Annotated in this window: 17 protein-coding genes; 7 read left to right on the forward strand and 10 right to left on the reverse strand. The window is 68.4% G+C overall.

What is annotated here, in order from left to right; all coding sequences use genetic code 11:
* Window positions 1-16: 16 nt before the first annotated feature.
* The 5 genes from mtgA to AC099J_RS08530 all read right to left on the reverse strand — a co-directional run bounded on the left by mtgA (window position 17) and on the right by AC099J_RS08530 (window position 5410).
* On the reverse strand, window positions 17-799 hold the full coding sequence (gene mtgA, locus AC099J_RS08510) for a monofunctional biosynthetic peptidoglycan transglycosylase (protein ID WP_479614801.1): 783 nt from the start codon (window positions 797-799) through the stop codon (window positions 17-19).
* A 176-nt stretch (window positions 800-975) separates the two neighbouring features.
* Complete coding sequence (gene aroE, locus AC099J_RS08515) at window positions 976-1818, reverse strand: shikimate dehydrogenase (RefSeq protein ID WP_479614802.1); 843 nt, start codon at window positions 1816-1818, stop codon at window positions 976-978.
* 13 nt (window positions 1819-1831) lie between these two features.
* The gene (locus tag AC099J_RS08520) at window positions 1832-2692 is read right to left on the reverse strand and encodes an energy transducer TonB (protein ID WP_479614803.1); all 861 of its coding nucleotides are present in this window, start codon (window positions 2690-2692) and stop codon (window positions 1832-1834) included.
* Window positions 2689-4767, reverse strand: coding sequence for a ribonuclease catalytic domain-containing protein (locus tag AC099J_RS08525; protein ID WP_479614804.1), 2079 nt, complete (start codon window positions 4765-4767; stop codon window positions 2689-2691). Before AC099J_RS08525 ends, AC099J_RS08520 begins: the two co-directional genes overlap by 4 nt.
* Window positions 4768-4810: 43 nt before the next feature.
* Window positions 4811-5410, reverse strand: a complete 600-nt coding sequence (locus tag AC099J_RS08530; protein WP_479614985.1) for a YqiA/YcfP family alpha/beta fold hydrolase — start codon at window positions 5408-5410, stop codon at window positions 4811-4813.
* A 113-nt stretch (window positions 5411-5523) separates the two neighbouring features.
* On the opposite strand from AC099J_RS08530, the gene AC099J_RS08535 reads away from it, so the two are divergent.
* Both AC099J_RS08535 and rodA read left to right on the forward strand, forming a co-directional pair.
* Window positions 5524-7059: a GGDEF domain-containing protein gene (locus AC099J_RS08535; RefSeq protein ID WP_479614805.1), complete on the forward strand. Its 1536-nt coding sequence runs from the start codon at window positions 5524-5526 to the stop codon at window positions 7057-7059.
* An 86-nt stretch (window positions 7060-7145) separates the two neighbouring features.
* Window positions 7146-8300: a rod shape-determining protein RodA gene (gene rodA, locus AC099J_RS08540; RefSeq protein ID WP_479614806.1), complete on the forward strand. Its 1155-nt coding sequence runs from the start codon at window positions 7146-7148 to the stop codon at window positions 8298-8300.
* A gap of 5 nt (window positions 8301-8305) precedes the next feature.
* Here the strand turns inward: rodA and AC099J_RS08545 are convergent, their stop codons facing one another.
* From AC099J_RS08545 to AC099J_RS08560, 4 genes are all read right to left on the reverse strand, one after another.
* Window positions 8306-10462 (reverse strand): peptidase domain-containing ABC transporter, encoded by a 2157-nt coding sequence (locus AC099J_RS08545; protein ID WP_479614807.1) that lies wholly within the window; start codon window positions 10460-10462, stop codon window positions 8306-8308.
* Entirely contained in the window at window positions 10459-11772 is a 1314-nt protein-coding gene (locus tag AC099J_RS08550; RefSeq protein WP_479614808.1) for an HlyD family secretion protein, read from the reverse strand. The genes AC099J_RS08545 and AC099J_RS08550 overlap by 4 nt, the downstream gene beginning before the upstream one ends.
* Window positions 11769-13496 (reverse strand): cholesterol oxidase substrate-binding domain-containing protein, encoded by a 1728-nt coding sequence (locus tag AC099J_RS08555; protein WP_479614809.1) that lies wholly within the window; start codon window positions 13494-13496, stop codon window positions 11769-11771. Before AC099J_RS08555 ends, AC099J_RS08550 begins: the two co-directional genes overlap by 4 nt.
* A 171-nt stretch (window positions 13497-13667) precedes the next feature.
* Entirely contained in the window at window positions 13668-13961 is a 294-nt protein-coding gene (locus AC099J_RS08560) for a hypothetical protein (protein WP_479614810.1), read from the reverse strand.
* Window positions 13962-14216: 255 nt separating this feature from the next.
* Here AC099J_RS08560 and tldD point away from each other — a divergent pair, with 255 nt between their 5' ends.
* Together tldD and AC099J_RS08570 are read left to right on the forward strand one after the other, a co-directional pair.
* A complete protein-coding gene (gene tldD / locus AC099J_RS08565) occupies window positions 14217-15689 on the forward strand; it encodes a metalloprotease TldD (protein ID WP_479614811.1) in 1473 nt (490 codons plus the stop codon).
* Window positions 15690-15888: 199 nt separating this feature from the next.
* Window positions 15889-17010, forward strand: a complete 1122-nt coding sequence (locus tag AC099J_RS08570; protein ID WP_479614812.1) for a 3-deoxy-7-phosphoheptulonate synthase — start codon at window positions 15889-15891, stop codon at window positions 17008-17010.
* A 128-nt stretch (window positions 17011-17138) separates the two neighbouring features.
* On the opposite strand, the gene mpl is transcribed toward AC099J_RS08570, so the two are convergent.
* Window positions 17139-18542, reverse strand: coding sequence for a UDP-N-acetylmuramate:L-alanyl-gamma-D-glutamyl-meso-diaminopimelate ligase (gene mpl / locus AC099J_RS08575; protein ID WP_479614813.1), 1404 nt, complete (start codon window positions 18540-18542; stop codon window positions 17139-17141).
* Between the two features lie 58 nt (window positions 18543-18600).
* On the opposite strand from mpl, the gene AC099J_RS08580 reads away from it, so the two are divergent.
* From AC099J_RS08580 to accB, 3 genes are all read left to right on the forward strand, one after another.
* Window positions 18601-19194, forward strand: a complete 594-nt coding sequence (locus AC099J_RS08580) for a hypothetical protein (protein WP_479614814.1) — start codon at window positions 18601-18603, stop codon at window positions 19192-19194.
* Between the two features lie 50 nt (window positions 19195-19244).
* Complete coding sequence (locus AC099J_RS08585; RefSeq protein WP_479614815.1) at window positions 19245-19742, forward strand: TlpA family protein disulfide reductase; 498 nt, start codon at window positions 19245-19247, stop codon at window positions 19740-19742.
* Between the two features lie 144 nt (window positions 19743-19886).
* A complete protein-coding gene (gene accB / locus AC099J_RS08590; protein WP_479614816.1) occupies window positions 19887-20342 on the forward strand; it encodes an acetyl-CoA carboxylase biotin carboxyl carrier protein in 456 nt (151 codons plus the stop codon).
* Window positions 20343-20429: the final 87 nt, after the last annotated feature.

Genomic DNA, 20429 nt, shown 5'->3' on the forward strand with positions numbered 1-20429 from the left:
CCGGGGTCTTGTCGCGCTATGGCAGTTGCACATCGCCCATGCGGGCAACGATGGTGTTGGCGCGGCTGGCCAGGTAGCGCGACTGGGGCAGCTTCTCGTAGTGGCGCGGGCGCGGCAGCATGACGGCCAGGCGCGCGGCCTCGTAGGCGCTCAGCCTGGCGGCGCTCTTCTTGAAATAGTGCTGCGCGGCGGCTTCGGCGCCGAACACGCCTTCGCCCCATTCCACGCTGTTCAGGTAGATCGCCAGGATGCGCTGCTTGTCCAGCAGCGCCTCCAGCATCAGCGTCAGCACGAATTCCTGGCCCTTGCGCAGCAGCGTGCGTTCGCCCGAGAGGAACAGGTTCTTGGCCAGCTGCTGCGTGATGGTGGAGCCGCCGACGATCTTGGGGCCGCGCACCGGTTTGTCCGGCGCCCGTGCGCTTTGCCGTTCAGCGCGCGCCTCGGCTTCCTCGTTCTTTTCCCAGGCCTTCTCCAGCGCTTCCCAGTCCACGCCGTCGTGCTGGCGAAAGCCGGCGTCTTCCGAGGCGATCACGGCGCGCTTGAGATGGTCGGCGATCTGGTCGTAGTCCACCCACTGCTGGCGCCAGCGCCAATCGCGCGGCGGCGCAACGGCCTTGCCGCCCTTGCCGGCTGGCGCAGGCGCAGGCCCCTGCGTCGCCAGCCGCCAGGCCTCGGAGCGCTGGAAGGTCGTGGACTGCGGATCGATTACCGCCATCAGCGCGATGCGCCCGACGAAGAACAACTGCAAGGCCAGCCCGGCCACGACGAGCAGCAGCAGCCAGCGGCCGAAACTGCGCATGTCAGTGGGCGCCCGGCCGCCCGAAGCCACTGAGCGCCCCCTCGGGGGGCAGCGATACGCGGAGCGATGAGCGTGGGGGTTTCAATTCGTGGGCGCCCGGCCGCCCGAAGCCACTGAGCGCCCCCTCGGGGGGCAGCGGACCTCGCGAAGCGGGGTAGCGTGGGGGTTGTGTCATCTCAGTGATCAACCAAGGCGCGCAGTTCGGCCAGCACCTGGGCCGAGGGCGGCCGCACGCCGCGCCACAGCGCGAACGACTCGGCCGCCTGCTCGACCAGCATGCCCAGGCCATCGCGCGCCGTGGCGCCGTGCTGGCGCGCCCAGTCCAGAAAACCGGCAGCAGCCGGGCCATACATCATGTCCACCGCCAGTGCGCCGGGCTTAAGCACGCTGGCGGCCACGGGGATGCCGGCGCCCGCCAGGCTGCTGGCACTGGCGTTGACGACGATGTCGAAATCGCCCTGCACGTCGGCCAGGCCGCAGCCGACCAGCGCGCAGCCGTGCGCGGCGGCCAGCGCGGCATGGCGTTGCACCAGGCTGCGCGCCTTGTCGGCCGTGCGGTTGGCGACGACGATGCGGCGGGCGCCGGCACCCACCAGCGGGCCCAGCACGCCGGCTGCGGCACCGCCGGCGCCGATCATCAGCAGGTCGCGCCCGGCAATGGTGACGCCGGCATGCTGTGTGATGTCCTGCACCAGGCCGGCGCCGTCGGTGTTGTCGGCGTGGATGCCGCCTGCGCGCAGGTGCAGCGTGTTGGCGGCCTCGGCCAGCCGCGCCCGGTCGGACAAGCTGCTGGCCAAGGATGCGGCCTCGAACTTGAACGGCACGGTGACGTTGCAACCCCGGCCGCCCTGGGCGATGAAGTCGCGCACGGCGGCGTCGAAACCGTCCAGCGGCACCAGCTGGCGGCCATAGGCCATGCGCTGACCGGTTAGCTCGGCAAAGCGCGCGTGGATCCAGGGCGAGCGGCTATGCGCCACCGGGTGGCCCATCACGCAGTAGTCATAAGTGTCGGTCGTCATATCGAAATTAGCGTCACTGCGCGCTGACGTTGGTTTGCAGGGTCGCGTCGCGCGTGAAGCGAAAGCGCGAGACCACCAGGATCTGGTCGGCCTTGCGGCGCATGGCCTCGGTGAAGGTGCCGAAGGGCGCGGCGCTGCGGGCGATGGCCTCGGCCCGGCGGTCCAGCGTGCGGTTGCCCGAGCTCTCCACCACCTCGGTGGCCAGCACCTGGCCGCTGTGGTCCACCGTCACGATCATCAGCAACTCGCCATACAGCTTCTTGCCGTTCAGCTCGGGAAAGTTCTGCGTGCCCTTGTCTTCGACGCGGCGGCGCAGGGCGTCGTAGTACAGGGCGTAGACCTCTTCGCGTGTAGCCGGGCTGACGACACGGCGTTTGGGCCGGGCGTTTTCCATCTGCACGCGGCGTTCGATCTCGGCCAGGTGCTTGAGCAGCTGGCGCCGCTTCTCTTCCTGCGCCGGGTCCAGTGGTGCGCTGCCCGGCTGGGTCGGGTCGGGTGGCATGGTGGCCAGCGCGCGCGCGATGCGGGCCAAGAGGGCGGTCTGCTGCTCCTGCATGGCCTCCAGCCGGCGCTGCGTCTCTTCCATGGCATCGCCCACATCGCTGCGCGGGGCAGGCGGCAGCGGCGAGGTCGCGCGGCCCTTGGTGGCTTCGCCGCCGCCGGCCAGATTGGCCTGGGCGACGGCCGTGGCCTTGTCCGGCACTTCCTGCGACTTGGCGTTGACCAGGATCACTTCCAGCGGCGTGTCCTGGAACACACGGTTGAAGCCCTCGGGGTCGATGAAGCGCACGCTCAGCACGGCAGCATGCACCACCACGGACGCCACCAGGGCGACCTGCAGGGTGCTGAGCTGGCGCAGGATGCGGAGGTTCACGGCGCCGGATTATCAGCGTCGGCGGCCACCGGCGCGTCCATGTCCACAGCAATCGCGATCGGGCCGGCGGCGGCTTCTTCTTCGTCCTCTTCAGCGGGCGCTGCATCGGCAGGCGCGGCGGTGCCCGCCACGTCCAACCGCTCGACCACCGTGCCGGCCACGTCCAGCGTGATCAGGTCGATCTCGCCCAGGCGCACGCGCACCTGCGCGCCGCGCGGCAAGTCCTGCGCGCCCATCACGCCCAGCACCAGCGGCAGCGTGTCGGCACGCACCAGGCCCTCGCGCACCACGGTGCCCACGATCTCGCGCATGCCTTGCTGCTGCAGGTACTGCAGCGTCCAGAAGCGCTCCATGCCGCCCTGAAAGCCGTTGTAGGCGCTGTAGGCCGCATCGAACATGGAGATGATGGAGAACAGGTCGGCGTCCTTGGGCTTGAACGGCGCGGCCAGCGCGGCCGTCTTGCCATGGCGGGCGCAGGCGATGATCTGCCACTGGTTCACCAGGTCCACGTAGCGGCGCAGCGGTGAGGTGCTCCAGGCGTAGCACTTGACGCCGATGCCCGCGTGCGGTTGCGCCCGGGTGCCCATGCGCACCTTGACGCCGGGCGCCAGGCTGGCCTGGCTGCGGTAGATGCCGGGCACGCCGCACTCGGCCAGCCAGCTGCCCCAGGTGCTGTTGGCCAGGATCATGGCCTCGGCCACGATCAGGTCCAGCGGCGCGCCACGGCGGCGCACGCTGATTTCCACCCGCTCGGCACCGGCCGGCTCGTCGCCCAGCGGCGCTTCGGCGCTCTCGACCAGGCGGAAGTTGTAGTCCGGCCGGTTGAAGACCTCGGGCTTGCCGCGCACCACCTCGCGCTGCGCCTTCAGGTGCTGGGCCAGCCGGTGCAGGAAGGCCAGCTGCGCCGGCGCGACGCCGGCCAGCCCGGGCTCTTGCGCCACACCGTCGGCGGTGCCGGCCTGCGCCAGCCACTCTTCGGTCACCAGCGCGTCCAGCTGGTCATGGCGCAGGTTGGCGGCGATCGGCACGCGCTCCAGCCGGGTCTCGCTGTCCAGCACGGCCAGCGTTTCGGCGTCCAAGCGCACGTACAACGAGACGGCCGGGCAGTCGCGCCCTTGCAGCAGCGTGTAGCGCTGCACCACGGCGTCCGGCAGCATGGTCAGCTTGTGGCCGGGCATGTAGACCGTGGACAGGCGGGCGCGGCCCAGCTGGTCGATCGGCGTGCCGGGCGCGATCGCCAGCCCCGGCGCGGCGATGTGGATGCCCACTGTGATCTGGGCTGTGCCAAGCCCCTGCACCGACAGCGCATCGTCGATCTCGGTAGTCATCGAATCGTCGATCGAGAACGCCTGCACGGCTGCCACCGGCAGCGTGTCGGTGATCTCGGGCGCCTGCAGCGTGGCAAAGCCCGTGCCCTTGGGGAAGTGGTCGAACAGAAAGCGCCGCCAGTGGAACTGGTAGGGCGAGTCGATGGCCCCGGCGCGTTGCAGCAGCGCCAGCGGCGCGGTCTGCGTGGCACGCGAGGCGTCGACCACGGCCTTGTATTCGGGCGCGTTCTTGTCCGGCTTGAACAGGATGCGGTAGAGCTGGTCGCGCACCGGCGCCGGGCAGTTGCCTTCGCCCAGTTCGCGCGCCCACTCGTCGATTTGCAGCTGCAGCAAGCGCTTTTTCTCGATGCCTGCTAGGGCTTGCTGCACCGTCTCGGCCGGCGCCTTGCGAAAGCGACCCTTGCCGGCGCGGCGGAAATAGTGCGGCGCCTCGAACAGGCGCAGCAGCGCGGCGGCCTGCTGGACCAGCGTGGCGTCGTCGCTGAAATAGACGCGCGCCAGGTCGGCGAAACCGAACTCTTCGTCGCTGGCGAATTCCCAGGCCAGGTCCAGCTCGATGGTCTGCGCCAACGCCTGGGCCTCGCGCAGCAGAACCTCCGGGGCAGGTTTCTCGAACTTCAGCAGCAGGTTGGCGGCCTTGACCTTGACCCGCTTGCCGCTTTCCAACTCGACCTGGGAGGAGGCTTCCGCCTCCGACAGGATGCGCCCGGACATGAACTTGCCGGCTTCTTCGAACAATGCGTACATGCGCTCTATTGTCTGTGAGCCGGATCGGGGCTTCGGCGATGGCTCAGTCCAGGCCCAGGAATTCGAAGACCTCGTCCAGATGGGCGGCGAAATCACTGAGCGCGTGGTCGCCGCCCTCCAGCAGCCGGATGCGCGCCAGCGGCCAGCGCGCCACCATCTCGCGCCAGTCCAGCACCTCGTCGCCCTTGGCGATGACCGCGAACGTGCGGGCCATGGCGGCGCGGGCGGCCGGGCTGTCGGGCCCGGTTTCCATGGCCCGCAGTTCGTCCACATAGGCTTGGTGGAAGAAGAAGCGCTGCGTCGGGTCGTGCCAGGCGGTCAGCTCGCCGATGTGGCGGGCCAGGTCGCGCGCCGGGTGCACGGCCGGGTTCAGCAGCACGGCGCGGCAGCCGGTCTGCTCGGCGATCCAGCCAGCGTAGAAGCCGCCCAGCGAGGAACCGATCACGGCCATGCTGGCGCGCGGCCAGCCGGCAGTGCCCGCCATCAGCATCTGTGCCGCCTCGCGCGGCGAGGGTGGCAGCTGCGGGCACCACCAGGTCAGGTGCGGGTGGTGCGTGCGCACGTGCTCGGCGCACAAGCGCGCCTTGGTCGATCCGGGCGACGAGCGAAAACCGTGCAGATAGAGCAGGTGGGTGGTGGGCATCGGCATGGTGGTGAGGCGAAAGAAGATTTCAGATGGCAACATCTGTGCGTTTTGTCTGACATTTTGGATACGATCACTGGCTTTACCGAACCGGTGTCGTCACGATCCATCCCATGGCAGACCGATCGAGCAGTGAAATCGCGCGTGAGACGTTCAAGCTCCTGGCCGGCAAGCGCCTGGCGCCCACGCCGGAGAACTACCAGATCCACTACCACGAGGTGGCCGGGACGCTGATCCCGGCGCACTTTCCATCGGAACACTTGCGCGCAATTGCCGCGGCGCTGCCGGCCCACAACCCGGGTCAGGAAAAGCAACTCGGCCTGCTCACGTCGGCCATCGGTCAGCGCAGCTGGGACAAGTTCGAGGCCGCACTGGTGGCCTATGTGCAGGTGGGCATCGCGGGTGCCGCGGCCCGCGCCAGCACCATGGGGGAGCTGGAAGCGGCAATGCCGCAAGGCGGCGTGGCGGCGCTGCTGGAACAGATGGCCCGCGTGATCGAAAGCGCGATGCCGGCGCTGGACCTCGAAGACGAGCGCTTCGTCGAGCAGGCCGGCGAGACGGTGCGCACCTTGCGCCAGGCGCCGGACGACCTGGCGCCGCTGCGCCAGCAACTGGCCAATTTCTCGCACCGCCTGTCGTTTGCGGCCGAGGACCAGGCCGAGATCAAGACCTCGCTCTTGCACCTGGTGCACCTGGTGTTCCAGAACATCAGCGAACTGTGTGTGGAAGACCGCTGGCTGCGCGGGCAGATCGACGCGCTGATGAGCGCCGCCACGCCGCCTTTGAGCCTGCGCCGGCTCGACGATGTGGAGCGCCGCTTGAAGGACGTCATCTTCAAGCAGGCCGAGGCCAGGGGCCGGGCCAACGAGGCGCAGGCGCAGATGCAGCAGCTGCTGGCGACCTTCATCGAGCGTCTGTCGCAGATGTCGGAATCGAGCAGCGCCTACCACGGCAAGATCGAGAAGTGCGCGCGCCAGATCGAGCAGGCCAAGAGCATCGAGGAGCTGGGCCCGGTGCTGCAGGACGCGATTGCCGCGACCCGCGCGATGGCGCTGGAGACGGTGCATTCGCGCGACGAACTGCAGGCCATGCGCGCCAAGACCGAGCAGGCCGAGCGTGAGATTTCCCAGCTGCATTTCGAGCTGGACCGCATGAGTGCGCAGGCGCGGCACGACGCACTGACCGGCACGCTGAACCGCCGCGGCCTGGACGAGACCATGACCCGCGAGATCGCCACCGCCGCCCGCAAGGGCAGCGCGCTGTGCGTGGCCCTGCTCGATCTGGACAACTTCAAGAAGATCAACGACCAGCTGGGTCACGAGGGCGGCGACGCCGCGCTGTTGCACCTGGCCGACGTGGCGCGCCAGGCCGTCCGCCCGCAGGATTCGCTGGCCCGCTATGGCGGCGAGGAGTTCGTGATCGTGTTGCCCGACACCGTGCTGGAGGCCGGCATCGCCGTCCTCAAGCGCCTGCAGCGCGAGCTGACCACGCGCTATTTCCTGCGCGGCAACGACAAGGTGCTGATCACCTTCAGCGCCGGTGTAGCCCAGATGGTGCCGGGCGAAGACATGGCGTCTGCGCTCAAGCGCGCCGACGACGCCATGTACCTGGCCAAGCGCACCGGCAAGAACCGGGTGCTGGGCGCCTGACGGCGGTTGCCCCCCGCCAGCGCATGACCTTGCGCGCAGGGTGATGTTGCGCCTGCGGGCGTGCGGGCGCGCTGGATAATCCCGCGATGGCCGCCGTCCTCGATACCCCTGCGCTGTGGCGCCGCGCTTTGCCGCTGTTCCGTGGCTTCGACGGCCCGCTGGCTTTTGCCATCTTCATCCTGGCCGGGGCCGGCATGCTAATCATGTATTCGTCGGGCTTCGACCACGGCACGCGCTTCGTCGACCATGGCCGCAACATGCTGCTGGCCGGCGCCATTCTGTTCGTGGTGGCGCAGGTGCCCCCACAGCAGTTGATGAAGTTTGCCGTGCCGCTGTATGTGGTCGGTGTGGGGCTGCTGATCGCGGTGGCGATCTTCGGCGTCACGAAGAAGGGTGCGCGGCGCTGGATCGATCTGGGGATCACCATCCAGCCCAGCGAGATCCTGAAGATCGCCACGCCGCTGATGCTGGCCTGGTGGTTCCAGAAGCGCGAGGCCCATCCACAGCCCATGGATTTCGCGGTCGGCGCGGTGCTGCTGCTGATCCCGGTGGCCCTCATCATGCGCCAGCCCGATCTGGGCACGGCGCTGCTGGTGATGTCTGCCGGGCTCTCGGTGCTGGTGTTCGCCGGCCTGTCGTGGAAGCTGATCGTGCCGCCGCTGCTGCTGGCCCTGGTGGGCATCGGGCTGCTGGTGGTGCTGGCGCCCACGCTGTGCGCGGACGGGGTGCGCTGGGTGGTGCTGCACGACTACCAGCAGCAGCGCATCTGCACGCTGATGGACCCGGGGCGCGACCCGCTGGGCAAGGGCTTTCACATCATCCAGGGCATGATCGCCATCGGCTCGGGTGGCGTCTTCGGCAAGGGCTTCATGCAGGGCACGCAGACGCACCTGGAGTTCATCCCCGAGCGCACCACCGATTTCATCTTCGCCGCCTTCTCCGAAGAGTTCGGCCTGATCGGCAACCTGCTGCTGATCCTGGCCTTCGTGTTCCTGATCCTGCGCGGCCTGGTGATCGCGCTGGAGGCGCCCACGCTGTTCTCGCGGCTGCTGGCCGGCGCCGTCACGCTGATCTTCTTCACCTACGCGTTCGTGAACATGGGCATGGTCAGCGGCATCCTGCCCGTGGTGGGCGTGCCGCTGCCGTTCATCAGCTACGGCGGCACGGCCATGGTCACGCTGGGGATGGGGCTGGGCATTTTGATGTCCATCGCCAAGTCCAAGCGCCTGCTGCAGTCCTGACCGGGTCAGCCGGCCGCGGGCGTAAACATCGCCGCCACCGGCGCATCCAGCGCCACCTTGCCGTGCTGCAGCGCGATGACCCGGCTGGCGCTGGCGATGGTGTCGGGCCGGTGCGCCACGATTATGCGGGTCAGCTGCAGTGAGGCGATGGCGCTGTTGACCTGTTTCTCGCGCGCCACGTCCAGGTGGCTGGTCGCCTCGTCCAGCAGCAGGATGCGCGGCCGCTTGTACAGGGCGCGCGCCAGCAGGATGCGCTGGCGCTGCCCGCCCGACAGCACCGTGCCCATGTCGCCCACCAGCGTGTTGTAGTGCATGGGCATCTGGGCGATGTCGTCGGCGATGGCGGCCATCTGCGCGCAGGCCTGGACCCAGGCACGGTCGGGTTGCGGGTCGAAAAACGCGATGTTGTCGGCAATCGACCCGGCAAACAGCACATCGTCCTGCAGCACCGTGCCGACCATGCTGCGCAGCGTGTCCAGGCCCAGCGTCTGCAGCGTCTCGCCGCCGATGCGGATCTCGCCTGCGGTGGGCGTCAACACGCCCAGCAGCAGGTTGACCAGGGTGGTCTTGCCGCAGCCCGAGGGGCCGATCAGGGCCACCGACTCCCCGGCCGCGATGTGCAGGTCCACGCCCTGCAGCACGGCGGGCTCGTACGCGCTGTAGGCAAAGTGCAGGCCACGGATGGCGATGTCGGCCGGGCGCGGCGCGGCATCGGCCTCATGGCTTGGATGCAGACCCTCGGTGGGTTCCGGCGGCGTGTGCACGATGTCGGCCAGCCGCTCGCCCTGCAGCCGCAGCATGCGGAACTCGAAGAACTTGTCGATCAGGCCGCCCACGCGGCTGACGAACTGGGTCTTGTAGGCCATGAAGGCCAGCAAGGCGCCCACGGTGAAACGGCCGTCGATCACCATCGTGGCGCCGAGCCAGACGACCAGCAGGTTCTCGACGCCGAACAGCAAGCCGTTCCACTGCTGGTAGAGCAGCCGCAGCTTTTGCGTGCGCAGCCCGGCGTTGACCTGCTCGATCAGCAGCGTGAGCCAGGCGGCGCGGCGTTCTTCCTGCCGCTGGAACAGCTTGATGGTCTTCACGCCGCGCACGGTTTCCAGGAAATGGCTGTGCTGGCGCGCGCCGTGCACGATCTCGGCCTCGGTGGCGCGCCGCAGCGGCGCATACCAGGCCCAGCGCCCCAGCAGGTACAGCAGCATGGCGGCGCAGGCCATCGCGCCGAGCGCCGGGCTGTAGACGAACATCATCACCAGCGTGATGGTGGCCATCAGGCCGTCGAGCACCGCGCCCAGGAAGGAGGTGGTCAACGTGGCCTGGATGCTGTCCACCGCGCCGAAGCGCGACACCACATCGCCCAGATGCCTGCGCTCGAAGTAGTGGGTGGGCAGGCGCAGCAGGTGGCCCAGCACGTTGGCGCGCCATTGCACGCTGAGCATGGTGCCCATGCCCATCAGCGTCCAGCTGCGCGCCGCCGACACGGCCTGCTGCATCAGCATCAGCAGGCCGAAGCCCACGACCAGCACGCTCAGCAGGTCCCGGTCCTGGCCGACGATGACGTGGTCCACCACCCACTGCATGAAGAACGGGCTGGCGAGCGCGAAGGTTTCCAGCACCAGCGAGAGCAGCAGGATCTGCCCGAACGAGCGGTACAAGCCGGTCACCCGCCCCAGCAGGCTGCCGAGCTTGACCGACGGCGGCGCCTCCTTGGGCGTGAAGTCCACATCGGGCCACAGCTCCAGCGCCACGCCGGTGAACGAGCCGGACATCTCGGCCATCGGCAGCCGCCGCTCGCCATGGGCCGGGTCGAGCACGGTCACGTGGTGCTTGCCCACTGCGGTCAGCACCACGAAATGGTTGAAGTCCCAGTGCAGCACGCAGGGCAGCTTGAGCTGGCCCAGGTCGTGCAGCGCCAGCTTGACCGGCCGGCTGCCCAGCTGCATCTGCCGGGCGACCTGCAGCAGGTGCGCCAGCGTCGCGCCCTTGAGCGACACCGGGAAGCGCTGGCGCAGCGTGACCAGGTCGGTGGCGTCGCCGTGGTGGCGCGCCACCATGGCCAGGCAGGCCAGGCCGCATTCGGTGGCTTCGGTCTGCAAGACCAGAGGCGGCGCGCGGCCCAGGCCCAGGGCGAGCCGGTTCAGCAGGGTGCTGTCGCTCACAGCTTGCCTGCCATGCCGTACAGCGGCTCCAGCACCCATTCATACAGGCGGCGCCGGTCCTGCATCACATCGGCCTCCACCACCATGCCGACCTGCAGCGGCCACACCCGCTGGGCGGCGTGCATGGTCTGCGACTGCAGGGTGGCCGTGATGCGGTAGAGCGGCTCGTTGTGGGCGGCTGCGGCGCTGGGCAGGGCGCCGGTGGCCGCCAGTTCGGCCGCAGGCAGGGCGGTCTTCGCAATCGCCGCCACCACACCCTCGGCCTGGCCGAACTTCTGGTACGGGTAGGCCTGGTAGCGCAGGCGCACGGTGTCGCCCACGCGGATGAAGCCGATGGCGCGGCTCGGCGCATACAGGTGGGCCTGCAGCACCGCGCCTGCGGGCACGATGCTGAGCAGCGCGCGCCCGGGGTCGGCGGTTTGCCCGGCCTCGGCCACGATGGCCGTCACCACCCCGGCCTGCGGCGCGTGGATGACCAGCTGCCGCAGCGACTCGCTCTCGGCCAGTTCCTGCTCCACGCCCAGGCGGTTGCGCTCCAGCTCGGCCAACTGGGCCTGGTGGCGCAAGGGCAGGGCGCGCAGTTCGTCGCTGCGCGCCTGGATCTCCTGGGCGGTATGGGCCTGCTCACGCAACAGGCCCTGCAGCTTGACCTGCTGGTCCAGCAACTCGGCCTGCCGCTGCTGGGCCTGCTCTTTGGAATAGAAGCCCTGCGCCACCAGGTCTGCAGAACGAGCTTCCGATTCCGCCGCGAGCGTGGTGCGCTGGCGTTGGCTGGCGATCTGCCCGTCCAGCGTGTCTGCCTGCGCCTTCAGCCGTGCGAGCCGGCTCGCCAGGGCGCCGTGCTCCTGCGCCTGCAAAGCCAGGGTCTGCGCCATCTGGGCCTGCAGGGATGCGCTGCGTTGGCGCACGCGCGCGCTCACCGTGGCGTACACGCCGCTGCCCGGGGGCCCGCTGGTGGACTGGCGGTCGCTGCCCAGCTCGAACAAGGCCTGGCCCTGCTGCACGCTCTGGCCTTCTGCGACCCGCATGCGCTGCACCACGCCCGACTGCGGCACGTGCACCCGCACCAGCCCGGTGGACGGCATCAGGTGGCCCGACAAGGTGCTGCGCTGGGTGTAGCTGCCCCAGGTGAAAAAGCCCACCACCAGCAGCCCCATGCCACAGGCCAGCGCCGTCCACACGCTGTAGCTGAGTGGCCGCACCATCGTGATGCTGCCGAGCCAGTTGCGGTGCTGCCGCTCCAGCGCCTCGGGCCGGAACAGCGGCGGGGCGGGCGGGTGGGTGGTGGTGTGGGCGCCCGGCGCGCTCAAGGCAGCAGCCGGTCCAGCAGCGGCGAGCTGAAGACGCGGTACGGGTCGTGCCGGTTGTAGGCGGCCTGGGCTTCGTCCCACCGCTCGCCTGCGGCTTGCCCGTCGCGGTAGGCCTGCGGCACGGTGTGGTCGAGCACGTGGGCATCGTCCCAGGCGGCGGTGTCGGTGTAGCCCCAGCCTTTGGACCATTCGGGCCGCACGGCGGCGTAGCTGCCCGAGAAGTTCGACAGCATCCACTGCTCAATCTCGCGGTAGAAGGCGTTGGCATGCGGGGTGCCGGGCACGGTGAGGATGTCGAACCACACGGCCACCGTCCATTCGGGGTGGTCGGGCCGGGGGCGTACAGCCGACAACGCGGGGGCCACTGCGCCAGGCAGCGCCACGTCGCCAGGCTGGTCCAGGCCGGTCACGCGGATCTCCACCGGGCCGTTCATCGGGTACTTGCCGCTGCGTTGCCAAGCGTCCACGCGCGACTGGTAGAAGCTGGTGAACTCATGCAGCGTGCGTTGCACATCCGAACGCCTCGTCAGCACCGCATAGCCGTTGGCGGTGACGCGCAAGGTGGTGGGCTTCACATACAGCAGCAGGTCCTTGGACCAGCCCCACAAGTCCAGCGACAGGGTGCTGGCCAGGCCGAGCGCCGAAATCTTGGCCTGCGTCTGCCCGAACAGCGGCGTGAGCCAGGGCTCGCCGCGCACGATGCGCGCGAGCAGATCGGTGATCTCAATCGGTACGTTGTCCGAGAACACGTAGTTGAACGGCCCCCACACGCGGCGCGCCAGCAGCGGCTTGGTGGGCGAGACGCTCCACACCTTGAGCCACGGGAAGGCGGTGAAGGGGAACCAGATGGCTTCGACCCGGCCGGCGGTGTCCAGAAAGCTGGTGAAGGTGCGCCCCCCGCTGCCCTGGGGTGCAAAGAGTTCGGCGGCCGAGATGTCCATGCGGCTCTGGCAACGCAGGCGCTGGTTGGTGCCGACCTGCAAGTGGGCCGCGACGATGAAGGCCCGGCCCAGGTGCACCAGCAAGGGTGCGATCGCCGGGTCGTTGCGGGCAAAAGTGCGCAGCACATACATTTGCTGCGCGTTGTCGAACACCACCGCCGTGAGCGACAGCACGAGGTTGCTGACCGAGCCGTAGGTGTGCCCCGGCTTGCGGGTCTCGCCCCTGGCGGGCACTGCGGTGCCATGGCCGTCGATGGCCAGCACGCCGCCCAGGGTCAGGTCGCCAGGGGCGGGCATGGCGGCGAGGCCAAGCCCGGCGGCCTCCAGGCGCGTCAGCAGCGCCTGCATGCTGATGCCGGTCTGGGCTGTCACCGTGCAGGGCGACGCGTGCGTGTCCACGGTGACGGCTGTCAGGTGCCGGGTGGTGTCCAGCAGCAGCACCGCAGCGCAGGCTGGCGTGCCAGCGGCCAGGGTGAGCGGCGACCAGTTGTGCATCATGCCGCGCGGGCGCACCTTGTAGCCTGCGTCGCGCGCCCAGTTGACGATCTCGACGACCTCATCGGCAGAGCGCGGCGCGCAGGTCCAGACATCGTCCACGGCCAGGTCGCCGGCCCAATTCTTGAAGCTTTGCCGGTACAGGTGGATGTGGCTTGGAAAGGCAGGCGGCAAGGCGCAGTCAGCGGACGCGTGGGCGGTGCCGAGCTGCGAGAACGGCAGCCAGGCCCCCAGCAGGCCGGCGCGGGCCAGGAAACGGCGGCGATCGGTGGTCGAGGTGTGGGACATAGAGAGATGGAGGAGACGCCGCCAAAGCGTGCGCAGCCGCACCCACGCGGGCAAGCGCGGGCACACATGGGCAAAGGCGCGCAGGGGCGCGATGGCGGCAGGAGCGTGGAGATCTGCGGTGAAAGGCCGGGCAGGCCGATTTGGCTGCCCGGCCTGTGGTCTACCGCTCGATCAGGGCCATTCGGTGTTGTAGTGGTAGGGCACGGGACGCTGCGGGCCCCCCACGGCGGTGGCCACGGCCTCCACCGTCGTGAAGATGGCGTAACCGCCGGTATCGGCCGCCGCGTGGATGCCGATGCCGACCGGTCCGAGCTGATTGAAGGTCTGGCCGACGGACGAGATGACGGCCGTGTTCAAGATCTGGTTGGCCGCCACATTGGCGTTGTGCAAGGTGCTGCCGATCAGGCTGCCGAAGAAGCCGGCGCCGCTGACCTGGTCGACTTCATGGGCGCTCAGGACGGACATGGATGATGCTGTTTGTTGGTGCATGTTTCTCTCTGAATGGACGGAAGGTTGTGAGATCCGCCAATTTCGCGGCCGCAGAATTGACCAGCAGAAGTTAACACCATACGATCAAAAAAATTGCATCGCGTCGTATTCAATGTTTCAAATCATGTGCCAATTAATTGAAGTGTGTACAAAAAGCGACGTGCATGGCGGGCAAGCTGGCAAAACAAAACGGGTATCGGCCATCGGGTAGCGCTTCCTACAATGGGCCGCATGATCTCTCGCGAACCCACCCTCGAACGTCTTGCCATCGCCCAATCGCTTCTGCTGGAACCGTTTGGCCTGACACCCGCCCACCTCAGCCGCGCGCTGGCCGAGATCACGGCCCACAAGGTCGACGACGCCGACCTGTACTTCCAGTACACGCGCAGTGAGGGTTGGAGCCTGGAGGAGGGCATCGTCAAGACCGGCTCCTTCAGCATCGACCAGGGCGTGGGCGTGCGGGCGGTCAGTGGCGAGAAGACGGCGTTCGCCTATTCAGACGACATCTCTGAGGCCTCGCTGCTGGATGCAGCCCGCACCGTGCGCGCGATCTCCTCGGCCGCGCAGAACAAGCGCTCGAAGGTGCCGGCGCAGAAGGTGGCGCGCAGCCGTTCGCTCTACGTCGGGGTGGACCCGATCGCCACACTGGACAGCACGGCCAAGGTGAAGTTGCTGGAACAAGTCGAGCAGCGCGCCCGCGCGAAGGATCCGCGCGTGGTGCAGGTCATGGCCGGCCTGGCCAGCGAATACGACGTGGTGCTGATCGCACGCGCCGATGGCCTGCTGGCCGCCGACGTGCGGCCGCTGGTGCGCCTGTCGGTCACGGTGATCGCCGAGGCCAAGATCGGCGGCACCGTGCGGCGCGAGATCGGCTCGGGCGGCGGCGGCGGGCGTTTTGGCCTGGCGTATTTCGACAGCGAGCGCATCGACGAGTATGTGGAGCAGGCCGTCACCGCCGCGCTGACCAACCTGGAGGCGCGCCCCGCGCCGGCGGGCGAGATGACCGTGGTGCTGGGCGCGGGCTGGCCCGGCATCCTGCTGCACGAGGCCATCGGCCATGGGCTGGAGGGTGACTTCAACCGCAAGGGCTCCAGTGCATTCAGCGGCCGCATCGGCCAGCGCGTGGCCGCCAAGGGCGTGACGGTGCTGGATGACGGCACGATCGCCGACCGCCGCGGCTCGCTCAACATCGACGACGAAGGCCACGCCAGCCAGCGCAACGTGCTGATCGAGGACGGCATTCTGAAGGGCTACATCCAGGACGCCATGAACGCGCGCCTGATGGGCGTGAAAGCCACCGGCAACGGCCGGCGCGAGAGCTATGCCCACATCCCCATGCCGCGCATGACCAACACCTACATGCTGGGTGGCGACCGCGAGCCGGCCGAGATCATCGCCAGCATCAAGAAGGGCCTGTACGCCAGCAACTTCGGCGGTGGCCAGGTCGACATCACCTCGGGCAAGTTCGTGTTCTCGGCCAGCGAAGCGTTCTGGGTCGAGAACGGCAAGATCCTCTACCCGGTTAAGGGCGCCACGCTGGTGGGCAACGGCCCGGACGCGCTGACGCGCGTGAAGATGATCGGCAACGACATGAAGCTCGACTCGGGCGTCGGCACCTGCGGCAAGGAAGGCCAGAGCGTGCCGGTGGGCGTGGGCCAGCCGACGCTGCGCATCGACGGCCTGACCGTCGGCGGCACGGCCTGAGCTTGAAGTAGCCGTGCTACATTTGCGCGCCATGCCAGCCACTCGCGCTTTTTTCTTTGCCTACTTTTGGTTCCCGGAATCCGGCGGACGAGAGGCGCGCGCTTAGAGCAGCTAGCGAAGAACCTCCCAGAACCGCCGGTACCGCAAGGACCGGCGGTTTTTTGTTTTGGCCCCCAGAGATCAACCACAGGAAGAGACCATGAGCACGCAGCAGAACCCCGACGCCTGGTACGCGAACGTCGACAAGACCAGTCAAACCGACGACGAACGCATCAAGGACATCAACGTGCTGCCGCCTCCTGAACACCTGATCCGGTTCTTCCCGATCCGCGGCACGCCGGTCGAATCGCTGATCGGCCGCACCCGCACCAGCATCCACGACATCATGGCCGGCAAGGACGACCGGCTGCTGGTGGTCATCGGCCCGTGTTCGATCCACGATCCGGTGGCCGCGCTGGAATACGCGCGCCGCCTGAAGGTAGAGCGCGACAAGCACGCCGACACGCTGGAGATCGTGATGCGCGTCTATTTCGAAAAGCCGCGCACCACGGTTGGCTGGAAGGGCCTGATCAACGACCCCTACCTGGACGAGAGCTTCCGCATCGACGAAGGTCTGCGCATCGCGCGCCAGCTGCTGATCGACATCAACCGTCTGGGCCTGCCGGCTGGCAGCGAATTTTTGGACGTGATCTCACCGCAGTACATCGGTGACCTGATCGCCTGGGGCGCCATCGGCGCGCGCACCACCGAGAGCCAGGTGCACCGCGAACTGGCCTCGGGCCTGTCGGCGCCGATCGGCTTCAAGAACGGCACCGACGGCAACATCCGCATCGCGACCGATGCCATCCAGGCGGCAGCGCGCGGCCACCATTTTTTGTCGGTGCACAAGAACGGCCAGGTCGCCATCGTCCAGACCAACGGCAACAAGGATTGCCATGTGATCCTGCGTGGCGGCAAAGCGCCGAACTACGACGCCGCCAGCGTCGATGCGGCCTGCCAGGAGTTGGCCGCGACCGGCCTAGCGCCCACGCTGATGGTGGACTGCAGCCACGCCAACAGCAGCAAGCAGCACGAGAAGCAGGCCGAAGTGGCGGCCGAGGTGGCGCGCCAGGTGGCAGGCGGTTCGCGCCAGGTGTTCGGCCTGATGGTGGAGAGCCATCTGCAGCCTGGCGCACAGAAGTTCAGCCCCGGCAAGGACGATGCGCGCGCGCTGGAGTACGGCAAGAGCATCACCGACGCCTGCCTGGGCTGGGAGCCCTCGTTAGGGGTGCTGGACGTGCTGTCGCAGGCCGTGACCCAACGGCGCGCTGCGGGGCGCTGAGGGCGTCGGGCTGCCGTCTGGCGGCGGTCCCCGGCCCGGTGCCGTTGCGGCTGTGGCTGTGACTGTGGCTGCGACTGCGACTGCGGTCGCCGCTGTTGGAATCGGCGTCGCGCCTCCGGCAGTGCCGCTCAACCGCCGAAGCGCTGGCCCAAGGCGTCCAGCAGCCGCTGGTGAATGCCGCCGAAGCCGCCGTTGCTCATGCACAGCACCTGGTCGCCAGGCCGCGCTGCCGCGACCACCTGGCCGACCAGCGTGTCGATCGTGCCCGCCACCTGCAGCTTCTCGCCCATGCCGGCCAGCGCCTGCGCCGGGTCCCAGCCCAGGCCGGCGCTGTGGCAGAAGGCCAGGTCGGCGGCTTCCAGACTCCAGGGCAGGCGTGCATTCATGGCGCCCAGCTTCATGGTGTTGCTGCGCGGCTCGAACACCGCCAGGATGCGGCCGCCTTCTGCGCCTTCCTGCATCTGCGCGCGCAGACCGTCCACCGTCGTGCGGATGGCCGTGGGGTGGTGCGCGAAGTCGTCGTAGACCCGAATGGCGCCGCCGGCTGCCGGCACGCTGCCGCGCAACTCCATGCGGCGCTTGACGTTCTGGAAGCTCTGCAGCGCGGCCGCCGCCTCGGCCGGCGCCATGCCCAGGTGCTGGGCGGCGGTGATCGCCGCCAGCGCATTCATGCGGTTGTGCAGGCCCGACAGTGCCCACTGCAACTCGGCCACCGGACGGCCCTGGTCGAGCACCGTGAAGCGCTCGGCCGTGCCCTCGGCAGTGAAGCGCCCGCCGGCGCCGAAGCCGACCGATTCGCTCCAGCAACCCTGGCCCAGCACGCGGGCCAGCGCAGGCTCTTCGGCGTTGAACACCACACGGCCCTGCGAGGGCACCGTGCGCACCAGGTGGTGGAACTGCCGCTCGATCGCCGCCAGGTCGTCGAAGATGTCGGCGTGGTCGAACTCCATGTTGTTCAGCACGGCAGTGCGTGGCCGGTAGTGCACGAACTTGCTGCGCTTGTCGAAGAAGGCGGTGTCGTATTCGTCCGCCTCGATGACAAAGCTGCCGCCCGGCTTGCCGAGGCGGGCCGAGATTCCGAAGTTGAGCGGCACGCCACCGACCAGAAAGCCAGGTTCCAGCCCCGCGCATTCCAGCACCCAGGCCAGCATCGAGGTCGTCGTGGTCTTGCCATGCGTGCCGGCCACGGCCAGCACATGGCGACCGGCCAGCAGGTGCTCAGCCAGCCATTGCGGGCCGCTGGTGTAGGCGGCGCCGGCGTCCAGGATCGCCTCCATCAGCGGGAACTTGGGGCTGCCGTCCGCGAGGCGCGCACGGGAGACCACGTTGCCGACCACGAACACGTCGGGTGCCAGCGCCATCTGGTCGGCACCGAAACCCTCGATCAACTCGATGCCCAGCGCGCGCATTTGGTCGCTCATGGGCGGGTAGACGCCGGCATCGCAGCCCGTGACGCGGTGGCCGGCGCTGCGGGCCAGGGCCGCCAGGCCGCCCATGAAGGTGCCGCAGATGCCGAGGATGTGAATGTGCATGGGGCGGGATTCTAGGAGTCCGCAATGGGCATCCGGGCCGGGGGCACAATCCCGACCCATGGACAATGCAAGTGCAGAAATCGCGGCCGTCGCAGCCCGCTTCGTGGTCGAAGAAGGGCTGGAGTGGGGGCCGGCCAAGCGCCGCGCACAGAAGCAGCTGGACCTGGGGCCGCGTGCGCGGCTACCCGACAACGAGATGCTCGAAGACGCGGTGCGCGAGTACCTCGAACTGTTCTGCGCTGAGACGCAGCCCGCCGAACTTGTGGCGCTGCGCCGCCTGGCGCTGGTGTGGATGGAGCGGCTGCAGCCTTTTCGCCCCTACGTGTGCGGCAGCGTCTGGCATGGCACGGCGACGCGCCTGTCGGACATCTACCTGCAGCTGTTCTGTGACGATTCCAAGTCCACCGAAATCGCCCTGATCGACCGCGGCGTGCGCTTCGTGCCCGCCACGGTCACCGGCTTTCGCGGTGAGCCGGTCGAGGCGCTGAGCATCAGCAGCCTGTGCCCGGAGCTCGGCGAGCACGTGGGCGTGCACTTGCTGGTGCATGACCTGGACGACCTGCGCGGGGCGCTCAAACCCGACACCCGCGGCCGCACGCCGCGCGGCAGCACCGAGGCGCTGCGCCGCCTGCTGCAGGAGGCGGCGGCGTGACGGGGCCGGCACCGCTCACACCCCCTGCGTCTGGCCGTCGGCGCCTGGTCGTGGGCGCTGGGGCCGCAGCCCTGGTCGCGGGCGCTGGCGTCGCGTGGTGGGCGCAGCGCTCCAGGCCGGATGCGGACCCTGCTATCGCCGGACTGTGGGCGCTGCAATGCGAGCGGCCGGACGGAACCAAGCTGGACATGGCGGATTTTCGTGGCCGTCCGCTGCTGGTGAACTTCTGGGCCACCTGGTGTCCGCCCTGCGTCGAGGAGCTGCCGCTGATCGATGGCTTCTTCGCCCAACATGCCGGCAACGGGTTTCAAGTGGTCGGGCTGGCGGTGGACAAGCCGGCGTCCGTCCGCACATTTCTGGGCCGCACACCTGTCTCTTTCCCAGTCGGCATCACCGGCATGGAAGGCCTGGCGCTGCTGCGTACGCTGGGGAACACCGGTGGCGGTTTGCCGTTCACGCTGGTGCTGTCGGCCACAGGCAGTGTGCATAGCCGTAAAATGGGTCAAATTTCCTTGCAGGAATTGCAGGGCTGGGCTCGCGAACTCTGACGCGCATCGTCCCAGCAGCCCTGAGGTACACCGCAGCGAAGAGCGCTGATCGGCGTAGAACATCGTCAAAGCACACTAAAAGCGGAAGTTGGCTGGAATTGGGTTAGATTCCAGCTCTTTTCGTTTGGTGCGACAGGAGCTTACATGGATTTGCGCAAACTCAAGACCCTGATCGACTTGGTCTCGGATTCCAACGTCTCCGAGCTGGAGATCACAGAAGCCGAAGGCAAGGTGCGGATCGTCAAGGGCGTACCGGCCGCCGCTCAGGTCTATGTTCCCGCCCCGGCGCAGCCGGCGCCCGTCGTCGACGTCGTCTCCACCACGGCCATCTCTGCGGCTGCGGCACCCGCAGAGCCCGTCATCAAGGGCCACCTGGCGAAATCGCCCATGGTCGGCACCTTCTACCGCTCTTCCAGCCCGGGCGCCAAGGCCTTTGTCGAAATCGGCAGCGTCGTGAAAGAGGGCGAGACCGTCTGCATCATCGAAGCGATGAAGATCCTGAACGAGATCGAGGCCGACAAGGCCGGCACTATCACGCAGATCTTGTGCGAGAACGGCCAAGCCGTGGAGTACGGGCAGCCTCTGTTCGTCATCGAATAAGCCGCCTCATGTACAAGAAGATTCTGGTTGCGAACCGGGGCGCTCGCGCCTTGGCGCGGACGGACGCAGTCCGGCACATTGCACTGG

It is taken from the genome of Rhodoferax sp. RT4P68 (assembly GCF_056521305.1).